General features: G+C 67.7%; 17 protein-coding genes. 9 read left to right on the top strand and 8 right to left on the bottom strand.

Going from position 1 to position 19550, the window contains the following annotated elements:
- The first annotated feature begins 117 nt into the window (after positions 1-117).
- Complete coding sequence (rraA, locus tag ABZ420_RS25670; protein WP_062967025.1) at positions 118-606, top strand: ribonuclease E activity regulator RraA; 489 nt, start codon at positions 118-120, stop codon at positions 604-606.
- Positions 607-656: 50 nt separating this feature from the next.
- On the opposite strand, the gene ABZ420_RS25665 is transcribed toward rraA, so the two are convergent.
- Positions 657-875 (bottom strand): RNA-binding S4 domain-containing protein, encoded by a 219-nt coding sequence (locus ABZ420_RS25665; protein WP_040864166.1) that lies wholly within the window; start codon positions 873-875, stop codon positions 657-659.
- 302 nt (positions 876-1177) lie between these two features.
- Here ABZ420_RS25665 and lysX point away from each other — a divergent pair, with 302 nt between their 5' ends.
- Positions 1178-4501, top strand: a complete 3324-nt coding sequence (gene lysX / locus ABZ420_RS25660; RefSeq protein ID WP_357127493.1) for a bifunctional lysylphosphatidylglycerol synthetase/lysine--tRNA ligase LysX — start codon at positions 1178-1180, stop codon at positions 4499-4501.
- Between the two features lie 100 nt (positions 4502-4601).
- Positions 4602-4814: a hypothetical protein gene (locus tag ABZ420_RS25655; protein WP_062967019.1), complete on the top strand. Its 213-nt coding sequence runs from the start codon at positions 4602-4604 to the stop codon at positions 4812-4814.
- 70 nt (positions 4815-4884) lie between these two features.
- Here the strand turns inward: ABZ420_RS25655 and ABZ420_RS25650 are convergent, their stop codons facing one another.
- Positions 4885-5463 carry a Uma2 family endonuclease gene (locus tag ABZ420_RS25650; protein ID WP_357127489.1) on the bottom strand — a complete coding sequence of 193 codons (579 nt, stop codon included), beginning with the start codon at positions 5461-5463 and terminating at the stop codon, positions 4885-4887.
- Positions 5464-5550: 87 nt separating this feature from the next.
- On the opposite strand from ABZ420_RS25650, the gene ABZ420_RS25645 reads away from it, so the two are divergent.
- Positions 5551-6165, top strand: a complete 615-nt coding sequence (locus tag ABZ420_RS25645) for a histidine phosphatase family protein (protein ID WP_357040819.1) — start codon at positions 5551-5553, stop codon at positions 6163-6165.
- Positions 6166-6277: 112 nt separating this feature from the next.
- On the top strand, positions 6278-6643 hold the full coding sequence (locus tag ABZ420_RS25640; protein ID WP_357127485.1) for a hypothetical protein: 366 nt from the start codon (positions 6278-6280) through the stop codon (positions 6641-6643).
- Positions 6644-6862: 219 nt separating this feature from the next.
- Here ABZ420_RS25640 and ABZ420_RS25635 read toward each other — a convergent pair whose 3' ends face one another.
- Both ABZ420_RS25635 and ABZ420_RS25630 read right to left on the bottom strand, forming a co-directional pair.
- A complete protein-coding gene (locus ABZ420_RS25635) occupies positions 6863-7543 on the bottom strand; it encodes a dihydrofolate reductase family protein (RefSeq protein ID WP_357127482.1) in 681 nt (226 codons plus the stop codon).
- The gene (locus ABZ420_RS25630) at positions 7540-8898 is read right to left on the bottom strand and encodes a hypothetical protein (protein WP_357127479.1); all 1359 of its coding nucleotides are present in this window, start codon (positions 8896-8898) and stop codon (positions 7540-7542) included. Before ABZ420_RS25630 ends, ABZ420_RS25635 begins: the two co-directional genes overlap by 4 nt.
- A gap of 489 nt (positions 8899-9387) precedes the next feature.
- Here ABZ420_RS25630 and ABZ420_RS25625 point away from each other — a divergent pair, with 489 nt between their 5' ends.
- The 3 genes from ABZ420_RS25625 to ABZ420_RS25615 are packed head-to-tail and all read left to right on the top strand — an operon-like array spanning position 9388 to position 10579.
- On the top strand, positions 9388-9819 hold the full coding sequence (locus ABZ420_RS25625; RefSeq protein ID WP_357127476.1) for a hypothetical protein: 432 nt from the start codon (positions 9388-9390) through the stop codon (positions 9817-9819).
- An 11-nt stretch (positions 9820-9830) separates the two neighbouring features.
- Complete coding sequence (locus tag ABZ420_RS25620; protein ID WP_357127473.1) at positions 9831-10139, top strand: hypothetical protein; 309 nt, start codon at positions 9831-9833, stop codon at positions 10137-10139.
- Positions 10136-10579 carry a hypothetical protein gene (locus ABZ420_RS25615; protein ID WP_357127470.1) on the top strand — a complete coding sequence of 148 codons (444 nt, stop codon included), beginning with the start codon at positions 10136-10138 and terminating at the stop codon, positions 10577-10579. Before ABZ420_RS25620 ends, ABZ420_RS25615 begins: the two co-directional genes overlap by 4 nt.
- A 373-nt stretch (positions 10580-10952) precedes the next feature.
- Here ABZ420_RS25615 and ABZ420_RS25610 read toward each other — a convergent pair whose 3' ends face one another.
- On the bottom strand, positions 10953-11093 hold the full coding sequence (locus ABZ420_RS25610; protein ID WP_357127467.1) for a hypothetical protein: 141 nt from the start codon (positions 11091-11093) through the stop codon (positions 10953-10955).
- Between the two features lie 168 nt (positions 11094-11261).
- On the opposite strand from ABZ420_RS25610, the gene ABZ420_RS25605 reads away from it, so the two are divergent.
- Positions 11262-11594 carry a hypothetical protein gene (locus ABZ420_RS25605; protein ID WP_357127464.1) on the top strand — a complete coding sequence of 111 codons (333 nt, stop codon included), beginning with the start codon at positions 11262-11264 and terminating at the stop codon, positions 11592-11594.
- Positions 11595-11660: 66 nt separating this feature from the next.
- On the opposite strand, the gene ABZ420_RS25600 is transcribed toward ABZ420_RS25605, so the two are convergent.
- The 3 genes from ABZ420_RS25600 to gltB all read right to left on the bottom strand — a co-directional run bounded on the left by ABZ420_RS25600 (position 11661) and on the right by gltB (position 19076).
- Entirely contained in the window at positions 11661-12560 is a 900-nt protein-coding gene (locus ABZ420_RS25600) for a cutinase family protein (protein WP_357127505.1), read from the bottom strand.
- Positions 12561-12900: 340 nt separating this feature from the next.
- The gene (locus ABZ420_RS25595; protein WP_357127461.1) at positions 12901-14370 is read right to left on the bottom strand and encodes a glutamate synthase subunit beta; all 1470 of its coding nucleotides are present in this window, start codon (positions 14368-14370) and stop codon (positions 12901-12903) included.
- A gap of 53 nt (positions 14371-14423) precedes the next feature.
- A complete protein-coding gene (gltB, locus tag ABZ420_RS25590) occupies positions 14424-19076 on the bottom strand; it encodes a glutamate synthase large subunit (RefSeq protein WP_357127457.1) in 4653 nt (1550 codons plus the stop codon).
- Positions 19077-19550 lie beyond the last annotated feature (474 nt).

Here is a 19550-nt window from a genome sequence, read left to right as displayed (position 1 = left end):
GGCTCGCGTTTGCGTGGCCGTCGCGTACGCGACGAAGGAGCAAGCGGCGGTCGCGCAAACGCGAGCCATAAGGGGGCCGCGAACACCCAGTGCCGCAGGCGCTGGAAAAATAACACCGTGACCGAATCGCAGAATGTAATCGCCACCGCCGACCTGGCCGACGAGATCGGCCCGGAGATCCGCAGCTGCGACACGCAGTTCATCCAGTTCGGCGGTCGTGCGGCGTTCTCGGGACGCATCACCACCATCCGCTGCTTCCAGGACAATCTGCTGGTGAAGCAGACGCTCGGCGAGCCGGGCGAGGGCAAGGTGCTGGTGGTGGACGGCGGCGCGAGCGTGCACACGGCGCTGGTCGGCGACATCATCGCCGGGCGCGGCGTCGAGAACGGCTGGGCAGGCGTCATCGTCAACGGCGCGGTCCGCGACTCCGCCATCCTGCGCACCCTGGATATCGGCATCAAGGCGCTGGGTACCAACCCGCGTAAGAGCACGCAGACCGGTAGTGGCGAGCGCGATGTGCCGGTCGAGTTCGGTGGGGTCACCTTTGTGCCCGGCGAGGTGCTCTACAGCGACCACGACGGCATCGTCGTGCGCGCCGAGGACTGAGCGGCTCGGCGGCGCGCACGGATCGCTCCGGCCGCCGGCCGAACCCGCGATCAGGCCGACACGATCGCCTTGTGACCGGCGATCGCGACCACATCGCCGATGTGCAGTTGCCGCCCGCGCCGCAGTTCCACCTCGTCGTTCACCCGCACCAATCCGGCGGCGATCACCGTCTTCGCCTCCGAACCGGATTCGATCAGGTTGGCCAGCTTCAGAAACTGGCCGAGCCGAATAACGTCGTCATCGATCGGCACTTCGACTGGTTCCGACATGAAGTAAATACTTACTCCCCCATCCGAACTCGCCGGACACCGCCCCATCCCCTCCGCGATCTCCGGGCAACTCGAGCCGGACCTTCCGCACCGCGCGGAAATCCCACCGTCGAACCGTATGCATCGAATTCCCGCCGATTTGATCGGCTACTCCGCCCAGGTCAGCGCGGAATCGGGAAAGTCGGCGTTCGGCTCCGCCCGGCGAAGAACACGCCGCGAAGAAGTCGGCCCGCGCAAACGCCGCACAAACACGCGCACCGCAGGCTTGGCAAATCCGACACACTCACGTACACACTGGTTCCGTGACCTCCACGCAAGCCCAGCAACACCTCGACACCGCACCACGCGCGGATAAACCGACTCCGCCGGTTCCCCACCGGGGTCACGGACGACTTTCGGAAGTGCCGCATATCGCGGGGTTGACGCTCGGTGTATTCGCGGCGGTGTGCTTCCTTTGGAGCCTCTCGCCGGGCCTGCGTTTCCTGACCCAGGTGCCGCGCCGCTATATCGATACCTATTACTTCGACGCGCCGGACACGAACCTGATGTGGGCGCTGGTGGTCGGTCTGACGGCGGGCGCGATATCCAGCCGCAAACGGATCGCCTGGTGGTTGCTGACCGGTTACCTCACGATCTACACGATCGTCAACGGCGTCACCTTCGCCGACCGGGGCAGTATCCACGCGCTGGTGGCGATGGTGCTGCATCTCGCCGTGATCGGTGTGCTCATCGCGGCATGGCCGGAGTTCTACACCAAGGTGCGCCGCGGCGCAGGGTGGAAGGCGCTCGGTGTGCTGGCGGGTGGCCTGGCGATCGGCGCTCTGCTCGGCTGGGGCCTGGTGGAATTGTTCCCGGGCAGTCTCCCGCGGGGCGTGCAGCGACCGGGCTGGGCGATCTACCGCGTGACCGCGGCGGTGCTGGCGGACAACGAGCACTTCGACGGGCATCCGCCGCCGTTCGTGAATTTCCTGCTCGGCCTGTTCGGCGCCGTAGCGCTGCTGGCCGCGGTGGTGATCCTGCTGCGCTCGCAGCGGGCGGCGAACGCGATGACCGGCACCGACGAGTCGGCTATCCGCGGGTTGCTGGAGCGTTCGGACGTGGAGGATTCCCTCGGCTACTTCGCCACCCGCCGGGACAAGGCTGTGGTGTTCGCGCCCAGCGGCAAGGCGGCGGTGACCTACCGGGTGGAACTGGGTGTCTGCCTGGCCAGTGGGGATCCGATCGGCATCCGCGAGGCATGGCCGCAGGCGATCGATGCCTGGCTGCGCCAGGCCGATCAATTCGGGTGGGCTCCGGCGGTGATGGGCGCGAGCGAACTCGGTGCGACGGCGTACCGCCGGGCGGGTCTTTCCGCGTTGCGCCTCGGCGACGAAGCCATCCTGGACACCAGGAACTTCTCACTGGCCGGGCCCGAGATGAAGCCGGTGCGGCAGGCCGCGAACCGGCTGCGCAAGCACGGCGTGGCGGTCCGTATCCGCAGGCACCGCGATATCCCCGCCGAGGAATTCGCCCGGATCATCGCCCGCGCCGACGCCTGGCGCGACACCGAGACCGAGCGTGGGTTCTCCATGGCGCTGGGTCGGCTGGGTGATTCGCTGGACGGCGACTGCTTGCTGGTGGAGGCGATCAACCCGCAGGAGCGGGTGCTCGGCATGCTGTCGCTGGTTCCGTGGGGCCGCACCGGTGTCTCGCTGGAGCTGATGCGCCGCGACCCCGGTGGCCCCAACGGTGTGATGGAGTTGATGATCTCGCAGCTCGCGCTGAATTCCGAGCAGTACGGCATCACCAAGGTGTCGCTGAACTTCGCGGTCTTCCGCTCGGTGTTCGAGGAGGGCGGCCGGATCGGGGCCGGTCCCGTGCTGCGCTTGTGGCGCGGTGTGCTGCTGTTCTTCTCCCGCTGGTGGCAGCTCGAGGCGCTGTATCGCTCGAATGTGAAGTACCAGCCGTACTGGGTGCCCCGGTTCTTCCTGTTCGAGGAGCGCAGGCAGCTTCCGCGCGTCGCGGTGGCCAGCGCGCTGGCGGAGGGCTTCCTGCCGCGGTTCGGCAAGGAGCCCGACACCGCGACGCACACCGGCGAGCACACGGCGGTGCCCGCCACGGTGACCGGCCTGCACGCCGACGGCAGTCCGCCGGACATCGCCGAGGTCGACGGTGCGGAGCAGCTTCCACGCAGGCCCGAGCAGGTCCGCGTGCGCATGGACAAGCTGGCGCGCCTGGCCGAATCCGGCATCGACCCCTACCCGGTGGCCTACCCGCCGACGCATACCGTCGCCGACGCGCGCCGCTCCCCGCGCGGCACCACGGTCCGGGTGTGCGGCAGGCTGCTGCGCATCCGCGACTACGGTGGCGTGATCTTCGCGGTCGTCCGGGACTGGACCGACGACATCCAGCTGGTCATCGATCGCGACCGGGTCGGAGCCGCACGCAGCGCCGAGTTCGGCGAGTTCTTCGATCTCGGCGATCTGATCGAGGTGAGCGGACAGATCGGGGCGAGCAGGCGCGGTGAGCTCTCGCTGCTCGCGGCGGACTGGCACATGCTCGGCAAGTGCCTGCACCCGTTGCCGGACAAGTGGAAAGGGCTGGCCGATCCCGAGGCCAGGGTGCGGCAGCGCTATGTGGACATGGCGATCAGCACCGAGATCCGCGAGGTGCTGGCCAAGCGGAGCGCGGTGGTGCGCTCGCTGCGGGACTCCTTGGATTCCCTGGGTTACCTGGAAGTGGAGACGCCGATCCTGCAACAGGTGCACGGCGGCGCCAACGCCACGCCGTTCGTCACGCACATCAATGCCTACGACCTCGACCTGTACCTGCGGATCGCACCCGAGCTGTATCTGAAGCGGCTGTGCGTCGGCGGTATGGAGAAGGTGTTCGAGATCGGGCGGACCTTCCGCAACGAGGGCGTCGATTTCAGCCACAACCCCGAGTTCACCATTCTCGAGGCCTACGAGGCGCACAGCGACTACGAGCGCATGATGCACACCTGCCGAAGGCTGATCCAGAACGCCGCGATCGCGGCCAACGGCGCCATGGTGGCGTTGCGGCCCAACGGGAACGGGACCTTCGAGGAAGTGGACATCTCCGGCGAGTGGCGGGTGCGGACGGTGCACGGCGCGGTGTCGGAGGCGATCGAAGCCGAGATCACCCCCGAGACCGGGGTCGAGGAGTTGCGCGAACTGTGTGAGAAGGCGGGGGTGCCCTATCAGCACGGCTGGGACGCGGGCCAGGTGGTGCTGGAGATGTACGAGCACCTGGTCGAATCCCGTACCGAGGAGCCGACGTTCTACATCAACTTCCCGACTTCGGTGTCCCCGTTGACCAGGCAGCACCGCAGTATCGCCGGCGTCACCGAACGCTGGGACCTCGTCGCCTGGGGCGTCGAACTCGGCACCGCCTACAGCGAACTCACCGACCCGGTGGAGCAACGCCGCAGGCTCACCGAGCAGTCGCTGCTCGCGGCCAACGGTGATCCGGAGGCGATGGAGCTGGATGAGGACTTCTTGCAGGCGCTGGAGCACGCCATGCCGCCGACCGGCGGGCTCGGCATGGGCGTGGACCGGATCGTCATGTTGATCACCGGGCGGAGCATCCGCGAGACACTGCCGTTCCCCTTGGTGAAACCACGCTGACCGGCGCTTCGTCATGGAAGGGTCTCATCGAGCGAATCGGACCGCTACCCTTGAAGATTCGGCCCCGGGAGGAGGCCGCTACACCGTAAGGGGTTCGGATATGTACCTTGACCTGCTGACGAACGCGAGTTTGCTGGACCACACCGTTTGGGCCAGCCCGGACACGTGGAACTCCGCGCTCGAGTTGGCCGCCAAGAAGAAGAAGAGCAGGGGCGGGGGCGGCCTGATCATCGGCGCGATCTGCTGCCTGCTGGTGGTCGCGCTGATCATCGGCGGCATCTACCTGCTGACCAAGCGCAAGAAGAACACCTAGCGGCAGACATCGACGGCCCGGCTCGCGCGAAGCGAACCGGGCCGTCGTTTCCCGTTGTCTACCGACCGGCTCAGAGTCGATCGATCTCGGTCAGATCGATGTCCATATCGAACGGCACGGTCAGCTTCAGGCGATCGTGGTGAATCCCGGTGAGCGCGTAGGTCTTCGTGGCCGGATCCAGTTCGTAGACGTAGACGACCGGGCGGCCGTCCGCGTTCTCGACTCGCCAGAAGTGAGCGATTCCCGCACGGGCGTACAGCTGCGGTTTGCGCTCCCGATCACGCGTACGCGATTCGGCGGAGACGACCTCCGCTGCCAACACGACGTCATCGGCACGGTAAGTAGTCAGTTCGGGGCCACCGACGCTTCCGGCGTGGATCACGATGATGTCCGGTTCTGGGCGCTGGTCGCGTCCGAGAGTCACGGTCATTTCCCGTCGTATCCGGAATTGAGACGGCGCCAGGCGGCGAAGTGCGGAGTCGAGCAATGTGATGACCAACATATGGAACTGCGCCTGCGGGCTCACGAAGACAAGACTCCCGTCGATCAACTCGGTATGCGGGGGAAGGTCTGGCAGGCGGTCGAGATCCTCGGCGACAAATCCGCCCGGCGGCGGGCGCAGCCACTGCGGAAACGGCTCGAGATTCATGCTTCGAGTATGTCACCCCGAATGTGCCGGTCATCGAGACCACGGGCCGGATGAAGTGAGTCGTGGGCATGCGGCAGAGTGGGGCGGGTGCAGTTGATTCTCGTTCGCCATGCTCAGCCGGTCCGGATGTCGAGTTCGAGCGGGCCCGCCGATCCGGAGTTGGCTCCGGTGGGGCTGGAGCAAGCCGAGCGGGTGCCCGCGGCGCTCGGTCATCACCGGGTCTCCCGTGTGGTGAGCAGCCCGCAGCGCCGGGCCAGGGAAACGGCGGCACCGACCGCCGCGAAGCTCGGTCTCGGCGTCGACGTCATCGACGGACTCGCCGAATACGATCGCGATCTGCCTGCCTACATCCCCATCGAGGATGCCAAGGTCGAATTCCGGGACGCCTATGACCGGATCAAGGCCGGGCATCTTCCGGTGCAGGTCGACGGTGCGGCATTCAAGGCCAGGGTGCACGCCGCCGTCTCCGATGTCGTCGCGGCCACCGATCCGGCGGACACCGTGGTCGTGTTCGCGCACGGCGGTGTGATCAACGTGCTGCTGCAAGAGGTCCTCGGACTGGAAAGGCCGCTGACCTTCCCCATCGATTACTGCTCGATCACCAGGATCCTGTTCTCCCGGACGGGACGCCGCACGGCCGCGACCGTCAACGAGAACGGGCACGTCTGGGATCTGTTGCCGCGCAATATCGGCCCGCGCTGAGTTCACAGCCGAGTGCCAGGCCGGTCGCATCGATTTGCCAGTGACACGACCTGAAATAGGACACGTGAGCCGCTCCGAACAGCGGCCCACGATCCGAAAGGAAGGAACCTTCGTGTCGCTCTCCAAAACCACTACGCCGCTGCGGCGTCTGGCCCGGGTCGCCGTGGCCGGTGCGCTGATCGCTGTCCCCCTGGCGGCCCTCGCGTCGACCGCATCCGCCGAAACTCCGGCAGCCCCGGACGTGGTACAGGTGGTGGACGCACCGCAGCAGGTAGCCGACCACGACGACTGGTCGCGCCAGTCCGCACATGACGAACGGCGTGACGATCCGGGCCATGGGCAGGACGACGGTCCGGGGCGCGGACCGGACAACGGGCCCGGCCATGGGCCGGACAACGGACCGGACCGCGGCTCGAACGACGGCCCACGACAGGACGGCCCGCAGCAGCAGTTCATGCCGCCGACCGGGTCGAGCTAGCCCGAACGGCCCAATCGAAGCGGGCCCACCTTCAAGCGCGGGGGTGGGCCCCCTTGTGCAGATGAACGGTGCCACACACGGCCGCCGCCGGGAACGATAACGCCCGACGCGGCGAACGGACTGGTGTGGCGCTCGGCCGGATCCTCGACGTGCTGCAAGCCGTTGCGATGGGGGAGGAATACCAGCCGCCGCAGGCAGATACCGACGACCGGTACTGACCTACGCCTTCGGGTGGTAGCGCAGCACCGCGACGTCGCCGAGCTGGGTGACGTCTACCAAACGCATCCGCCGCGTCGAACCGCCCGGGAATTGCGCAGGATTCACGAACCGCGGCGCACTGGGGTCGCCGACCAAGGTAGGGCCGATCGCGAGGTGCAGCTCGTCGGCGAGTCCGGCCGACAGGAAGACCGTGTGCATGTGGGAGCCGCCCTCGACCATCAACCTGCCGACGCCTCGGGCTCCGAGGTTGTCGAGTAGCGCACCGAAGTCCACGGTCTCGCCGAGCGCGACCACGTCCGCCAGTTCGCCGAGCTGTTCGCGCGCCTTCGCTGCGCCGGCGTCGGTTGTGTAGACCACGGGCCGGTGCTCGTCGGTGCCGTGGTGCCAGAACTTCGCCTCCGGGCCGAGATTGCCGCTGTCGGTGACGGTCACCTTCAACGGCTGCCGGGCCCGGCCCGCGGCCGCGCGCTCGTTCTGCCGGTCCTCGCTCTTCACGATGAGCCGGGGATTGTCGGCGCGGATCGTTCCCGCCCCGATCAATATGGCGTCGCACTCGGCGCGGACCTGGTCGACCCGGTCGAAGTCCTCGGCGTTGGACAGCAACAGCCGCTCCGGGCTGGTGTCGTCTATGTAGCCGTCGATACTGGTCGCGGCCGACAGCAGCACGAACGGCCGCGTCACGAGACGACCGCCCAACGTTCGGCCGCCTCGCGGAACTCGACGACCTCGGGCAGGTGCCGCACAGACAGCAGCTCGTCGACGGCGCGCACGTTCTGCAATACCCGCTCCGATCCGGTGCTGACGCCGACCTGCATCGCGGCCAACCCGAGCGTGGCGGCGGGCTCGGCCTCACCCGCGAGCGCGTAAGCGAGAGCCCGCCGGGAGGTGTAGACGGCCTGGTCTCGGGTGAACCCGGACTGCATTCCGCTGATCGCCCGACCGAACTGGTCGATCGCGGCGCGGTAGTCGCCGAGCGCTGTGCGCCCGTGCGCCTGGTGAGCGTCGATGTACTGCGCGTCGAGGAACCCGCCCCACACTGGATCCGCGTCGGCATCGGCCGCGAGCGTGCGGGCCCGGTCGAACGCGCGAGCACTCGCAGAGCGGTCACCGGCCAGCGCGGCACCGTATCCGGCGAATGTTGCTGCCACCGCGGCGAAACGGGTTCCAGGCGGCGCGGCGCGTTCGGCCGCCTCGGCCAACTCCATTGCCTCGGTACCGTCCTGCATGTCGTTCGCGATCTGCGCCTTCCGGATCAGGGTGGCCGCGATGCAGTAGTCGTCGCCGAGCTGATGCGACCACGTCAACGCGCGGTCGGTCCAATGCTGAGCACGGGTCCAGTTGCAGGCGTCCTGGTACAGCCACGCGGCGAACTCCGCGTAGAAGATCCGCATCCGTTGCATCTCGGCGGCGTCGCCGATGCCCGCGCGGCGCAGCTGATTCATTATTTCGAGGTTCTGCTCGACCAGCGGGACCACCGATTGCCCGCCGTACAAATTGTCGCTCTCGATCAACGCCGTTCGCAGCGTGCGGAAGTGGGCGGGATGGTCGATGTGACTGTGGGCCAGGGCCGCCGCGGGCTTGGCGCCCACGGCGGCGGCTAGGGCTCCGGCCCCGAATCCTGCGACTACGGTGCGACGTGGGAGTGACACGAGGACGACCTCTCCGGCGGCGGTCCGGGCGCGCACCCAGACCTGATCAGCATCACCAGCACCCGACGCGATCGGCACCAGCCGACCGGGGGTGTCATTCGTCAGCGTAACCGTTACCGGGGAACCGCCCTCGGGTTCGTCTCGCTGCGATCCGATCTCGGCGAGAACCCGCTCGAACCGGGCAACCACCTCTGGCGAGGCTTCCGCGAGCGCCGTGTCCAGCAGTTCCCGGCTGCTCGGCCGCATGTGCGCAGAGACGCCCTGAAGCTCCCAGTTCGTGACCGACCGCGACGAGATTCCCATTTTGGCCGCGAACTTTTCGACGCTGAGAAGCATCGCCTCGCGCAGCGCTCTCGATTCCACTCCGGTCCAGCGATAGATGATCATCGGCTCGTTCCAGCCCCTGCCCGTGCCGCCGTGGTGAATTCGAAAACTACACCGGTCCAACCTCATCCGCCCTCGAATCGCTCAGGGCAGAGCCTGCGAAGTTGCGTTGCAACTGCATCGCTACTTCCTGGTTGCTTCCACCCGCCCCGGCGACGCTGAGACGGCACACCGGTGCTGGACCGCAGGAGATTCCTCATCACGTCTCGGATACGTACCCGGCCGCGCGAGAGGTCATCTTCGGTTCGGACTGCGCGGCTGGTCCCGGCGCCGGTGTGCCCGAACCGCCTGCCACGGAGGCCGCTATGCGTATATCGCACGACACCCGGGACCTGTGGTCCGCACGTTACCGCGACTGCGGCATCGAACCCACAGACCTTGATCTCGACCGCGCCCGTTTCATCCTCGCCAACCATGCCGCCCACGGCGGTGGCTGCCTGCCTTACCTCGCAGCGATGGCGTACTCGCAGGGATCGAAGGGGTAGGCGCGGGATGGACGCGGGCAACAGATCTCAGTGGCACGAGCTCCGCGCGGCGATCAGCTACATCGCTGGCGACCGTCCGGGCGATCACCTAGTCACACGGTGGGCGCGCGCGCTCGCGCACCTGCACCGCACCCGCCGCATTGAACCCGGCCGCGCCACCGACATCGACCAGCGCCGCGCCGAGGTCGTCACGCTGATCAACCAGTGGGTGAGCACCCACCTTGCGCCGGCCACCCGCGCCGCCAATGTCGGGCCCGCCGCTGACGCACTCGCCGCCGCCTACATCGACGCCGAGGTGCTGCTGCTCGCGCAGAACGAAACCCCCGAGGAAACGCTGCACGCGGCATGGTCGCAGGTGGGTTACCTCGCTACGCAGTGGGCCGACCTCGTGACCGCGGTCGTGGACGGACAGCCATGCCCGCCGCCGGGCCAGTGCTGATGCTCGCCGCGATGACCGCCACGGTCATCGCCTGCGTGTTCGCCGCCGCCTGGGCGCTCGCCGCGCAACCAGCGGCCGGGCCACGGTTCCGTGAGATCGACGAACGCCTCTGCCACGAACCGCCGCCCCTGCCGTTGACGGTCGAGCAGGCGCGCCAGCAGTGGGCCCGGCATGTCGGCTGCCGCCTCACCCACTGCGCGCGCAAGCGGGAGATCCAGCGGACATTGCGCGCGGCCGGAGTCGCCCCACCCCTCGACATCACATCAACGGCACCGACCCGGCGAGGTGGTCGGCACGCCCACGCAAGGAGGAAGCCATGAAATTACGAATCGGCCGCGCGCTGCTCGCGGGGTGCTCCGCAGCGGTAGTGCTCGCCGGAGTAGCCGCCCCGTCCGGAGCCGCACCGGCCATCGAGCCCGTGGCGGCCAAGCCAAGCGGTGTTTGCACCTTCGAGTTCAACAAGACCCCGTACGTGCTGCACAAGGCCGTCGTCGTCGGCGGAACAGTGACCTGCGATCCCGCCCCGCTCGAGTTCCACCTCACGTTGCAGCTGTGGCATCGGTCGGGCACCAGCAACCCGAAGCCGAAGGGGGAACCGGGCATTGTCACGCAGATCCCCAACCCCAGCGTCCACGTCGCCGCGATGGCGCTGGACTGCGTACCCGGCGCGTGGCAGGGCAAGATCGTCATGCGGGCCACCTGGGACACCGGGACGAACGAGGGCCGCAAAGAAACCGTGCCCATTATCCTCCAGTGCTAGGTTCACTCCGGTGAAGCTGCTCGTTGTCCGTAGCGGCCCTGCTACGTGGTCGACTCGTTGGTTTGTATTGCGCTGCCACGTGCACTCCTGGTTCCGGCGCGTCTCCCGCGAGCCCGGCTATACCGGTGAAGGTCAGTGGCATCCTCACCGCGAATACGGCGGTTGGGTCATCCGTCCGGCCAGTGGGTGGCGTCGGTTCCGCTGGGTAACCCCGCCCCTGCACTACACGCGCGCCATCCCTGCCGACGACATGTATGCCCTCGGCACGTGGATGCTGGCGAAGCTGGAGATGTAGACCAGGACACCGGATACAGAGAATCGCGCCCCGCCTCCGAATCGACGGAGGCGGGGCGCGTTATTCGTCGGACAGGACCTACCCGCGCGGACCGCGCGGCATCCACGTCCCGAGCACCACTTGATCGAGGCCGGCGCAGAGCGCGGCCCGGCGCATCGCCGCGGCGTCGTCGGGCGCGTCACGCACCATCGAATCCAGGATCGAAGGCGGGTCCGGCATCGAGTTGTCCTCGGTCTGCCAGAGATCTCTTGCCCCGCAATATCAGTCGTACTGCGCATTCACAGCCGATTGCCAGGCCTGTCGCACCGGTGTCCCAGTGACCGAATCTTCGATAGGACCGGTGAGCCGCTCCCGACAGTGGTTCACGGTTCGAGAGAAAGGAATTCCGTGTCGCTCTCCAAAACCGCTACGCCGCTGCGGCGTCTGGCCCGGGTCGCCGTGGCCGGTGCGCTGATCGCCGTCCCGCTCGCGGCCCTCGCATCGACCGCATCCGCCGAAACCCCCGCCGACCAGGGCCGGGTACAGCTGGTGGACGCGTCGCAGCAGGGCGCCGACATCGACGGCGGGCCCCGTCGTTTCGAACGTCACGAACGGCATGACGGGCCCGGTCGTGGGCCGGACGACCGCCCCGACTGTGGGCCGAACGGCGGCCCCGGGCCGGATGGCCCCCGGCACTTCTACAAGTTCGAGCATGTCCTGCCGCCGACCGGCTCGAGCTAGTCGTTCCGCCCCGACGAAAAGGCCCACCTCCGAGTTCGGAGGTGGGCCTTGTGTTTCAACGAGGGCTCAGGCCATGCCCGCGATCCAGTTGTGCATCCAGGAGATGGCCGTCTGACCGCCGCCCACGGGGTAGCTGCCGTACAGGGTGTGGGACTGCGACTTGTAGAAGCGCTCCAGGTCCTTGGCCCGCTGCTGGGTGGCCGAGTCGGTCAGCTGCGCTTGCAGGACCGGGACGCCGCCCGAGGACATCAGGTCGCCGAAAATGTTGCCCGCCTCGATCTGGTAGCGCCACATGTTCGCGGGGTTGGCGTCCGACGCCTGGGCGAGGAAACCGGCGAACCGCGTGACGAAGTCGTCGGTCGCGGTCGCGCAGTAGAGGTCGTCGAGCGCGCAGATGGTGCGGGTGCGATCGCTGACCCAGCCGAAACCGCCGACCCGGGGGCCGCCCGCGCCCGCGCCAGGAGCGACGGGGCCGACCTGGACGTCGGTGGGCGACCGGCGCGGATCGGAGATCAGGCCGACACCGGCGATGCGATCGGCGGGCACGACGCTGAGGCCGGTGCCGATCTCGGCGGCCAGATCACCGGCGGCGTCCGCACCCTGGCTGTAGCCGACGAGCGCGATCTTGGTGGCGCCGCACCGCTGCGCCATGTTCGCGATCAGGCCGCGCGCGTTGTCGACCGCCTCCTTCTTGGAGTTGCCGTAGATCTCACCTTCCCAAGGGAAGGCGGTCGCGGCGTAGGTCACGTAGTCGACTTCCGCGGAACCGGGCAGCCCCCGAGTGACGCCGGCGAGCATGCCGGGCTGCGGGGTCTTGTCCCGCCCGGTCTCCCAGGTACCCGGGATCGCCACCACATACAGGCTCGGGCAACCGGGAGCGGCGCTCGCCGACCCACTGCCGAAAACCAGGCCGGACATCACAGTCGCGGACGCGCCCAGAGCCGCGACGACCTTCTTCCACTGCATACCGCTCCAAACCTCGCCCTCGTCGAACTTCCCGCCGAGTTGCCGCGTCAATGCTGAACTCACCGGATGTCGTTTCAGTGCACGCCGGGTGAACAACGATCACCCGACCGGTATGACGTGCACCCATTACCGCATCCCAAGATCAGCAGCACGCCGGAGATCACAATAAAGCTACGGACGCCGCAATGCCATTCGAACCTCGTAGTGTGTCGGATTTCCGATGCCTGCTCGGGCAGGAGCACAGGTGAGGCGTGGGCCGGAAGCCCATCGATCGCGAAAAGGCGCCTGCGGACGAGTTGTCCACAGGCGCCTTTGTTTCCGCTCCGGTAAGAGAGGGGTTCTAGCGCTGCGCCACCATGGTGGGGGTGATCGGCGCCGGGAGGGCGGTCTCGCCTTCCAGGTACCGGTCCACACCCGCGGCCGCGGCGCGGCCTTCGGCGATGGCCCAGACGATCAGCGACTGACCGCGGCCCATGTCGCCCGCGACGAAGACGCCGGGAACATTGGTGGCCCAGTTCTTGTCGCGTTGCACGTTGCCGCGCTGGTCGTAGCCCACGCCGAGATCGGTGAGCAGTCCCGGCTTCTCGGGACCGACGAAGCCCATGGCCAGCAGCACCAGATCGGCCTCGAGGGTGAAGTCGGTGCCGTCCACCTTCTCGAAGCGACCGTTGACCATCTTGACCTCGTGGGCATCCAGGCCGGTCACCTTGCCGTCCGCGCCGACGAAGCGCTCGGTGTTCACCGAGAACACCCGTTCGCCGCCCTCCTCGTGCGCCGAGGAAACCCGGTACATCAGCGGGTAGGTCGGCCACGGGGTCGACGCGGCCCGCTCCTCCGGCGGGCGCGGCATGATCTCGAACTGGTGCACGCTGGCCGCGCCCTGCCGGTGCGAGGTGCCGAGGCAGTCGGCGCCGGTGTCGCCACCGCCGATGATGACGACCTTCTTGCCCTTGGCGTGGATGGGCGGCAGGCCCTCGTCATCGGTGACGTCGTCGCCGTGCTGCACCCGGTTGGCCCACGGCAGGAACTCCATGGCCTGGTGGATGCCGTCCAGGTCGCGGCCAGGGATCGGCAGGTCGCGGGCCAGGGTGGCGCCACCGGCCAGCACGATCGCGTCGAACTTCTCACGCAGCTGCTCGGCCGTGATGTCGACGCCCACGTTCACGCCGGTCTTGAAGATGGTGCCCTCGGCCTCCATCTGCGCCATGCGGCGGTCGATGAAGCGCTTCTCCATCTTGAATTCCGGGATGCCGTAGCGCAGCAGGCCACCGATGCGGTCGGCCCGCTCGAACACGGTCACGGTGTGCCCGGCGCGCGTCAGCTGCTGCGCGGCGGCCAGACCGGCCGGACCGGAACCGACGACGGCGACCTTCTTGCCGGTGAGGCGGGTCGGATAGACCGGGGTCACCCAGCCCTCGTCGAAGGCGTTCTCGATGATCTCGACCTCGACCTGCTTGATCGTGACCGGATCCTGGTTGATGCCGAGCACGCAGGACGCCTCGCACGGCGCGGGGCACAACCGTCCGGTGAACTCCGGGAAGTTGTTGGTCGCGTGCAGCCGGTCGATGCCTTCCCGCCAGCGGTCCTTGTAGACCAGGTCGTTCCACTCGGGGATCAGGTTCCCCAGCGGGCAACCGTTGTGGCAGAACGGGATACCGCAGTCCATGCACCGGCTGGCCTGGGTGCGCAGGGTCTCGTGGGAGAACTTCTCCTCGTAGACCTCTTTCCAGTCCATCAGGCGCAGCGGCACCGGCCGCCGCTTGGGCAGTTCGCGTGCGGTGTGCTTCAGAAAGCCCTGCGGGTCAGCCACGTGCGGCCCCCGAATAGTCACAGCGCTTCGTCCACGTCATCTCTAGAACTTCCTTAGCCACGAGCGGCCTCCATAATCGCCTCGTCCACGTCCTTGCCGCTCTTCTCAGCTTCGGAGATGGCGAGCAAAACCTTCTTGTATTCGCGCGGCATGACCTTCACGAAGTGGTTCACCTGCTGCGACCAATCGCTCAGAACGCGCTCGGCCACCGCGGAACCGGTCTGGTCACGGTGCTGGGTGATGATGTCGTGCAGCCAGGTGAAATCGTCACCGGACAACTGCTCGACGGCGTCGGCCTGCTCGGGGTTGAGCTTGGACGCGAAGGTGCCGTTCGGGTCGAACACGAACGCCACGCCGCCGGACATACCGGCGCCGAAGTTGCGTCCGGTCTCGCCCAGGATGACCACCCGGCCACCGGTCATGTACTCGCAGCCGTGGTCGCCCACGCCCTCGACCACCGCGGTGGCGCCGGAGTTGCGCACGGCGAACCGTTCGCCGACCACACCGCGGAGGAACACCTGACCGCTGGTGGCGCCGAACAGGATCACGTTGCCCGCGATGATGTTCTGCTCCGAGACGAACTCGCCGGGCGCGTTCAGCGACGGGCGCACCACCAGGCGACCGCCGGAAAGACCCTTGCCGACATAGTCGTTCGCGTCACCCTGCACGCGCAGCGTGATGCCGGCGGGCACGAAGGCGCCGAAGCTGTTGCCCGCCGAGCCGGTGAACGTGATGTCGATGGTGTCGTCGGGCAGGCCCGCGCCGCCGTAGAGCTTGGTCACCTCGTGACCGAGCATGGTGCCGACGGTGCGGTTGACGTTCGTGATCTTGGTCTCGAACTTCACCGCCTGACCCCGCTCCAGCGCGTCGCGGCTCTGCACGATCAGCTGCTGGTCCAGCGCCTTGTCCAGGCCGTGGTCCTGGGACTTGGTGCAGCGGCGGTCCTGGTACATGAACGCCGTCTCGACGTCGTCGAGGATCGGCGACAGGTCCAGCTTGCTGGCCTTCCAGTGCTGCTTGGCCCGCGAGGTGTCGAGCAGGTCGACCCGGCCGATGGCCTCATCCAGCGTGCGGAAGCCCAGCTGCGCCAGCAGCTCCCTGACCTCTTCGGCGATGAACAGGAAGAAGTTCTCGACGAACTCCGGCTTGCCGGTGAACCGCTCGCGCAGCACCGGGTTCTGCGTCGCGACGCCGACCGGGCAGGTGTCCAGGTGGCAGACGCGCATCATGATGCAGCCCGAGACCACCAGCGGCGCGGTGGCGAAGCCGTACTCCTCGGCGCCGAGCAGCGCGGCGATCATCACGTCGCGGCCGGTCTTCATCTGGCCGTCGACCTGCACGACGATGCGGTCGCGCAACCCGTTGAGCAGCAGCGTCTGCTGGGTCTCCGCGAGGCCGAGCTCCCAGGGACCGCCGGCGTGCTTGAGCGAGGTCAGCGGGGACGCGCCGGTGCCGCCGTCGTGGCCGGAGATCAGCACGACGTCGGCGTGCGCCTTGGAGACGCCCGCCGCGACGGTGCCGACGCCCGGTTCGGCGACCAGCTTCACGTGGATGCGCGCCTGCGGGTTGGCGTTCTTCAGGTCGTGGATCAGCTGCGCCAGATCCTCGATCGAGTAGATGTCGTGGTGCGGCGGCGGCGAGATCAGGCCGACGCCCGGCGTCGAGTGCCGCACCTCGGCGACCCACGGGTACACCTTGTGCGCCGGGAGCTGGCCGCCCTCGCCCGGCTTCGCGCCCTGCGCCATCTTGATCTGGATGTCGGTGCAGTTGGTCAGGTAGTGCGCGGTCACGCCGAAGCGGCCGGAGGCCACCTGCTTGATCGCGCTGCGCCGCCAGTCGCCGTTCTCCTCCGGCTCGAAGCGCGACGGCGACTCGCCGCCCTCACCCGAGTTCGACCGGCCGCCGAGGCGGTTCATCGCGATCGCCAGGGTCTCGTGCGCCTCGGACGAGATGGAGCCGTAGCTCATCGCGCCGGTGGAGAACCGCTTCACGATCTCCGAGGCGGGCTCGACCTCGTCGATCGAGATCGGGCTGCGCGCCTTGTGCTTGAACTTGAACAGACCGCGCAGCGACGCCAGCCGCTCGGACTGGTCGTCGACCAGCTTGGTGTACTCCTTGAAGATCGGGTACTGGCCGGACCGGGTGGCGTGCTGCAGCTTGAACACCGTGTCCGGGTTGAACAGGTGGTATTCGCCCTCACGCCGCCACTGGTACTCACCGCCGACCTCGAGCTCGCGGTGGGCGCGCTCGTTGCGGTTCTCCAGGAACGCGATCCGGTGCCGCTGCGCGACGTCCTCGGCGATCTCGTCCAGGCCGATGCCGTCCAGGTGCGAGCGCAGGCCGGTGAAGTACTCGTCCACCAGATCCTGCGACAGGCCGATCACCTGGAAGAGCTGGGCGCCGTTGTAGGAGGCCAGCGTGGAGATGCCCATCTTGGACATCACCTTCAGCACACCCTTGCCCGCGGCCTTGTTGTAGTTCGCGACCGCCTTGCGGTAGTCGGCGGCCAGGTCGCCGGTGCTGCCCGGCAGCTCGAGGGCGCCGCGCTCGAGCATGTCCTCGATGGTCTCGAAGGCCATGTAGGGGTTGATCGCGGCGGCGCCGAAGCCGACCAGGGTGGCCATGTGGTGCACCTCACGGGCGTCACCGGCCTCCACGACGAGGCCGACCATGGTGCGGGTGCGTTCGCGCACCAGGTGGTGGTGCACCGAGGAGGTCAGCAGCAGCGACGGAATCGGCGCCAGCTTCTCGTTGGACTCGCGGTCGGACAGCACGATGATCCGCGCTCCGCCGTCGATGGCGGCCGACACCTGGGTGTTGATCGCCTCCAGCGCCTTGCGCAGGCCCTTGCCGCCCTTCTTGACGGGGTACAGGCCGCGCACGACCACCGAGCGCAGCTCGGGGTGCGATCCGTCGTCGTTGATGTGCACGAGCTTGGCCAGCTCGTCGTTGTCCAGGATCGGCTGCTCGAGCGCGATCATGTTGCACGACTCCGGCCCCGGGTGCAGCAGGTCGGCCTCCGGGCCGATGTTGCGCTTGAGGCTGGTGACCACCTCTTCCCGGATCGCGTCCAGCGGCGGGTTGGTGACCTGCGCGAACAGCTGGGAGAAGTAGTCGAACAGCAGGCGCGGGCGGGCCGACAGCACCGCGATCGGGGTGTCGGTGCCCATCGAGCCGAGCGCTTCGCCGCCGGTCTTGGCCATCGGCGAGATCAGCAGGTTGAGCTCCTCGGTGGTGTATCCGAAGATCTGCTGGCGGATCAGCACGCGGTCGTGCGACATGTGCACGTGCGGGCGGTCGGGGAGGTCGGCGAGGCGGAACACGCCCGCGTCCAGCCACTCCTGGTACGGGTGCTCGGCGGCGAGCTGGGACTTGACCTCTTCGTCGCCGACGATGCGGCCCTGGGCGGTGTCGACCAGGAACATGCGGCCCGGCTGCAGGCGCGCCTTCCTGACCACCTTGGACGGGTCGATGTCCAGCACGCCGACCTCGGAGGCCATCACGACCAAGCCGTCGTCGGTCACCCAGATACGGCTCGGCCGCAGGCCGTTGCGGTCGAGCACGGCGCCGACGACGGTGCCGTCGGTGAAGCACACCGACGCGGGGCCGTCCCACGGCTCCATCAGCATCGAGTGGTACTCGTAGAAGGCCCGCTGCCGCGGGTCCATGGTGTCGTTGCGTTCCCAAGCCTCGGGAATCATCATCAGCACGGCGTGGGGCAAGCTGCGGCCGCCGAGGTGCAGCAGTTCCAGCACCTCGTCGAACCGGGCGGTGTCGCTCGCCCCCGGGGTACAGATGGGGAAGATCTTCTCCAGCCGGTTCTTGCCCGCCGAATCGACGCCGAAGACGTCGCTGCGAAGTAGCGCCTCACGGGCGCGCATCCAGTTCTCGTTGCCGGTGACGGTGTTGATCTCACCGTTGTGCGCCACCCGGCGGAACGGGTGCGCCAGCGGCCAGGAGGGGAAGGTGTTGGTGGAGAACCGGGAGTGCACGATGCCCAGGGCGCTCTCCACCCGGGAGTCCTGCAGGTCCAGGTAGAACGCGCGCAGCTGCGGCGTGGTGAACATGCCCTTGTAGACGAAGGTCTGCCCGGACAGGCTCGGGAAGTAGACCGACTCCCTGCCGACCGCGCCCTCACCCGCACCGGCCGACCCCAACTCGCGCTCGACCCGCTTGCGCACCACGTAGGCGCGACGCTCCAGATCCATCTCCGACAGCGGATCGGAAGCGTTCTTCGGGGAGGCAATGAAGATCTGCCGGAAGCTCGGCATGGCGTCGCGGGCCAGCGCGCCGAGCGACGACTCGTCGATCGGCACCTCGCGCCAGCCGAGAACCTCGAGGCCCTCTTCCTTGACGATCTTCTCCACGCCGTAGGCGGCGCGCGCGGCTTCGCGGCGGGCCTGCGGCAGGAAGGCGATACCGGTGGCGTAGGAGCCCTCCGGCGGCAACTCGAAGTCCACGATCGCGCGGAAGAAGCGGTCCGGGACCTGGAGCAGGATGCCCGCGCCGTCACCGCTGTTGGGCTCGGCGCCCGCGGCGCCACGGTGCTCCAGGTTCAACAGAGCCGTAATAGCCTTGTCGACGATGTCGCGGCTGCGGCGGCCGTGCATGTCGACGACGAATGCGACGCCGCAGGCGTCGTGCTCGTTCGCCGGGTCGTAGAGCCCGATGGGTCCAGGTGACCTGTGGCCAGGAAGTTGCGTCATGCCTCTGCCTTCAAGAAAGTCGGCCTTCGAAGAAAACGGCCTTTCGCCGAACGCCTCCGTACAAGACTGCGCCCGTACGTTCCGAAGCCAGCCGCGCTGATGGTCTTCGGCGTGCAGTCAGGTCTGCAGTTGTCTCTCCACCCGCTTCTGTGACGTAGTGGGTGCCCTTCGGTAACGGATCCCTAACAAGATCCTTACCTCCGAGCGGGTGCTCGCCCGCTACGCTGAGCACCTGGCTAGGGCTGCCCGAGCGGGCGAGGTAGCCGAACGTTCTGTGTTCGGCGTAAGAGCAAACGATAAGTCAGGTCCAGGGCCCAACCAACTTAGGTTGTGCTAATAACCATGTTTAGCTGGGCTTCTGCATTTGGTCCTCCACGTGTGCGCGTCGTCCAGTGTAAAGCAGCGAGTGCCGTGCGATCGATCCCCATGGCACCCGGTGCCAGCTGGGGAAACCGGCGCGCGACACCGACCCGA

Source organism: Nocardia sp. NPDC005745 (assembly GCF_040630775.1).
Classification (GTDB): Bacteria; Actinomycetota; Actinomycetes; order Mycobacteriales; family Mycobacteriaceae; genus Nocardia.
The sequence above is the reverse complement of the archived record's forward strand: the minus strand, read 5'-3'. Positions and strand labels throughout refer to the sequence as shown.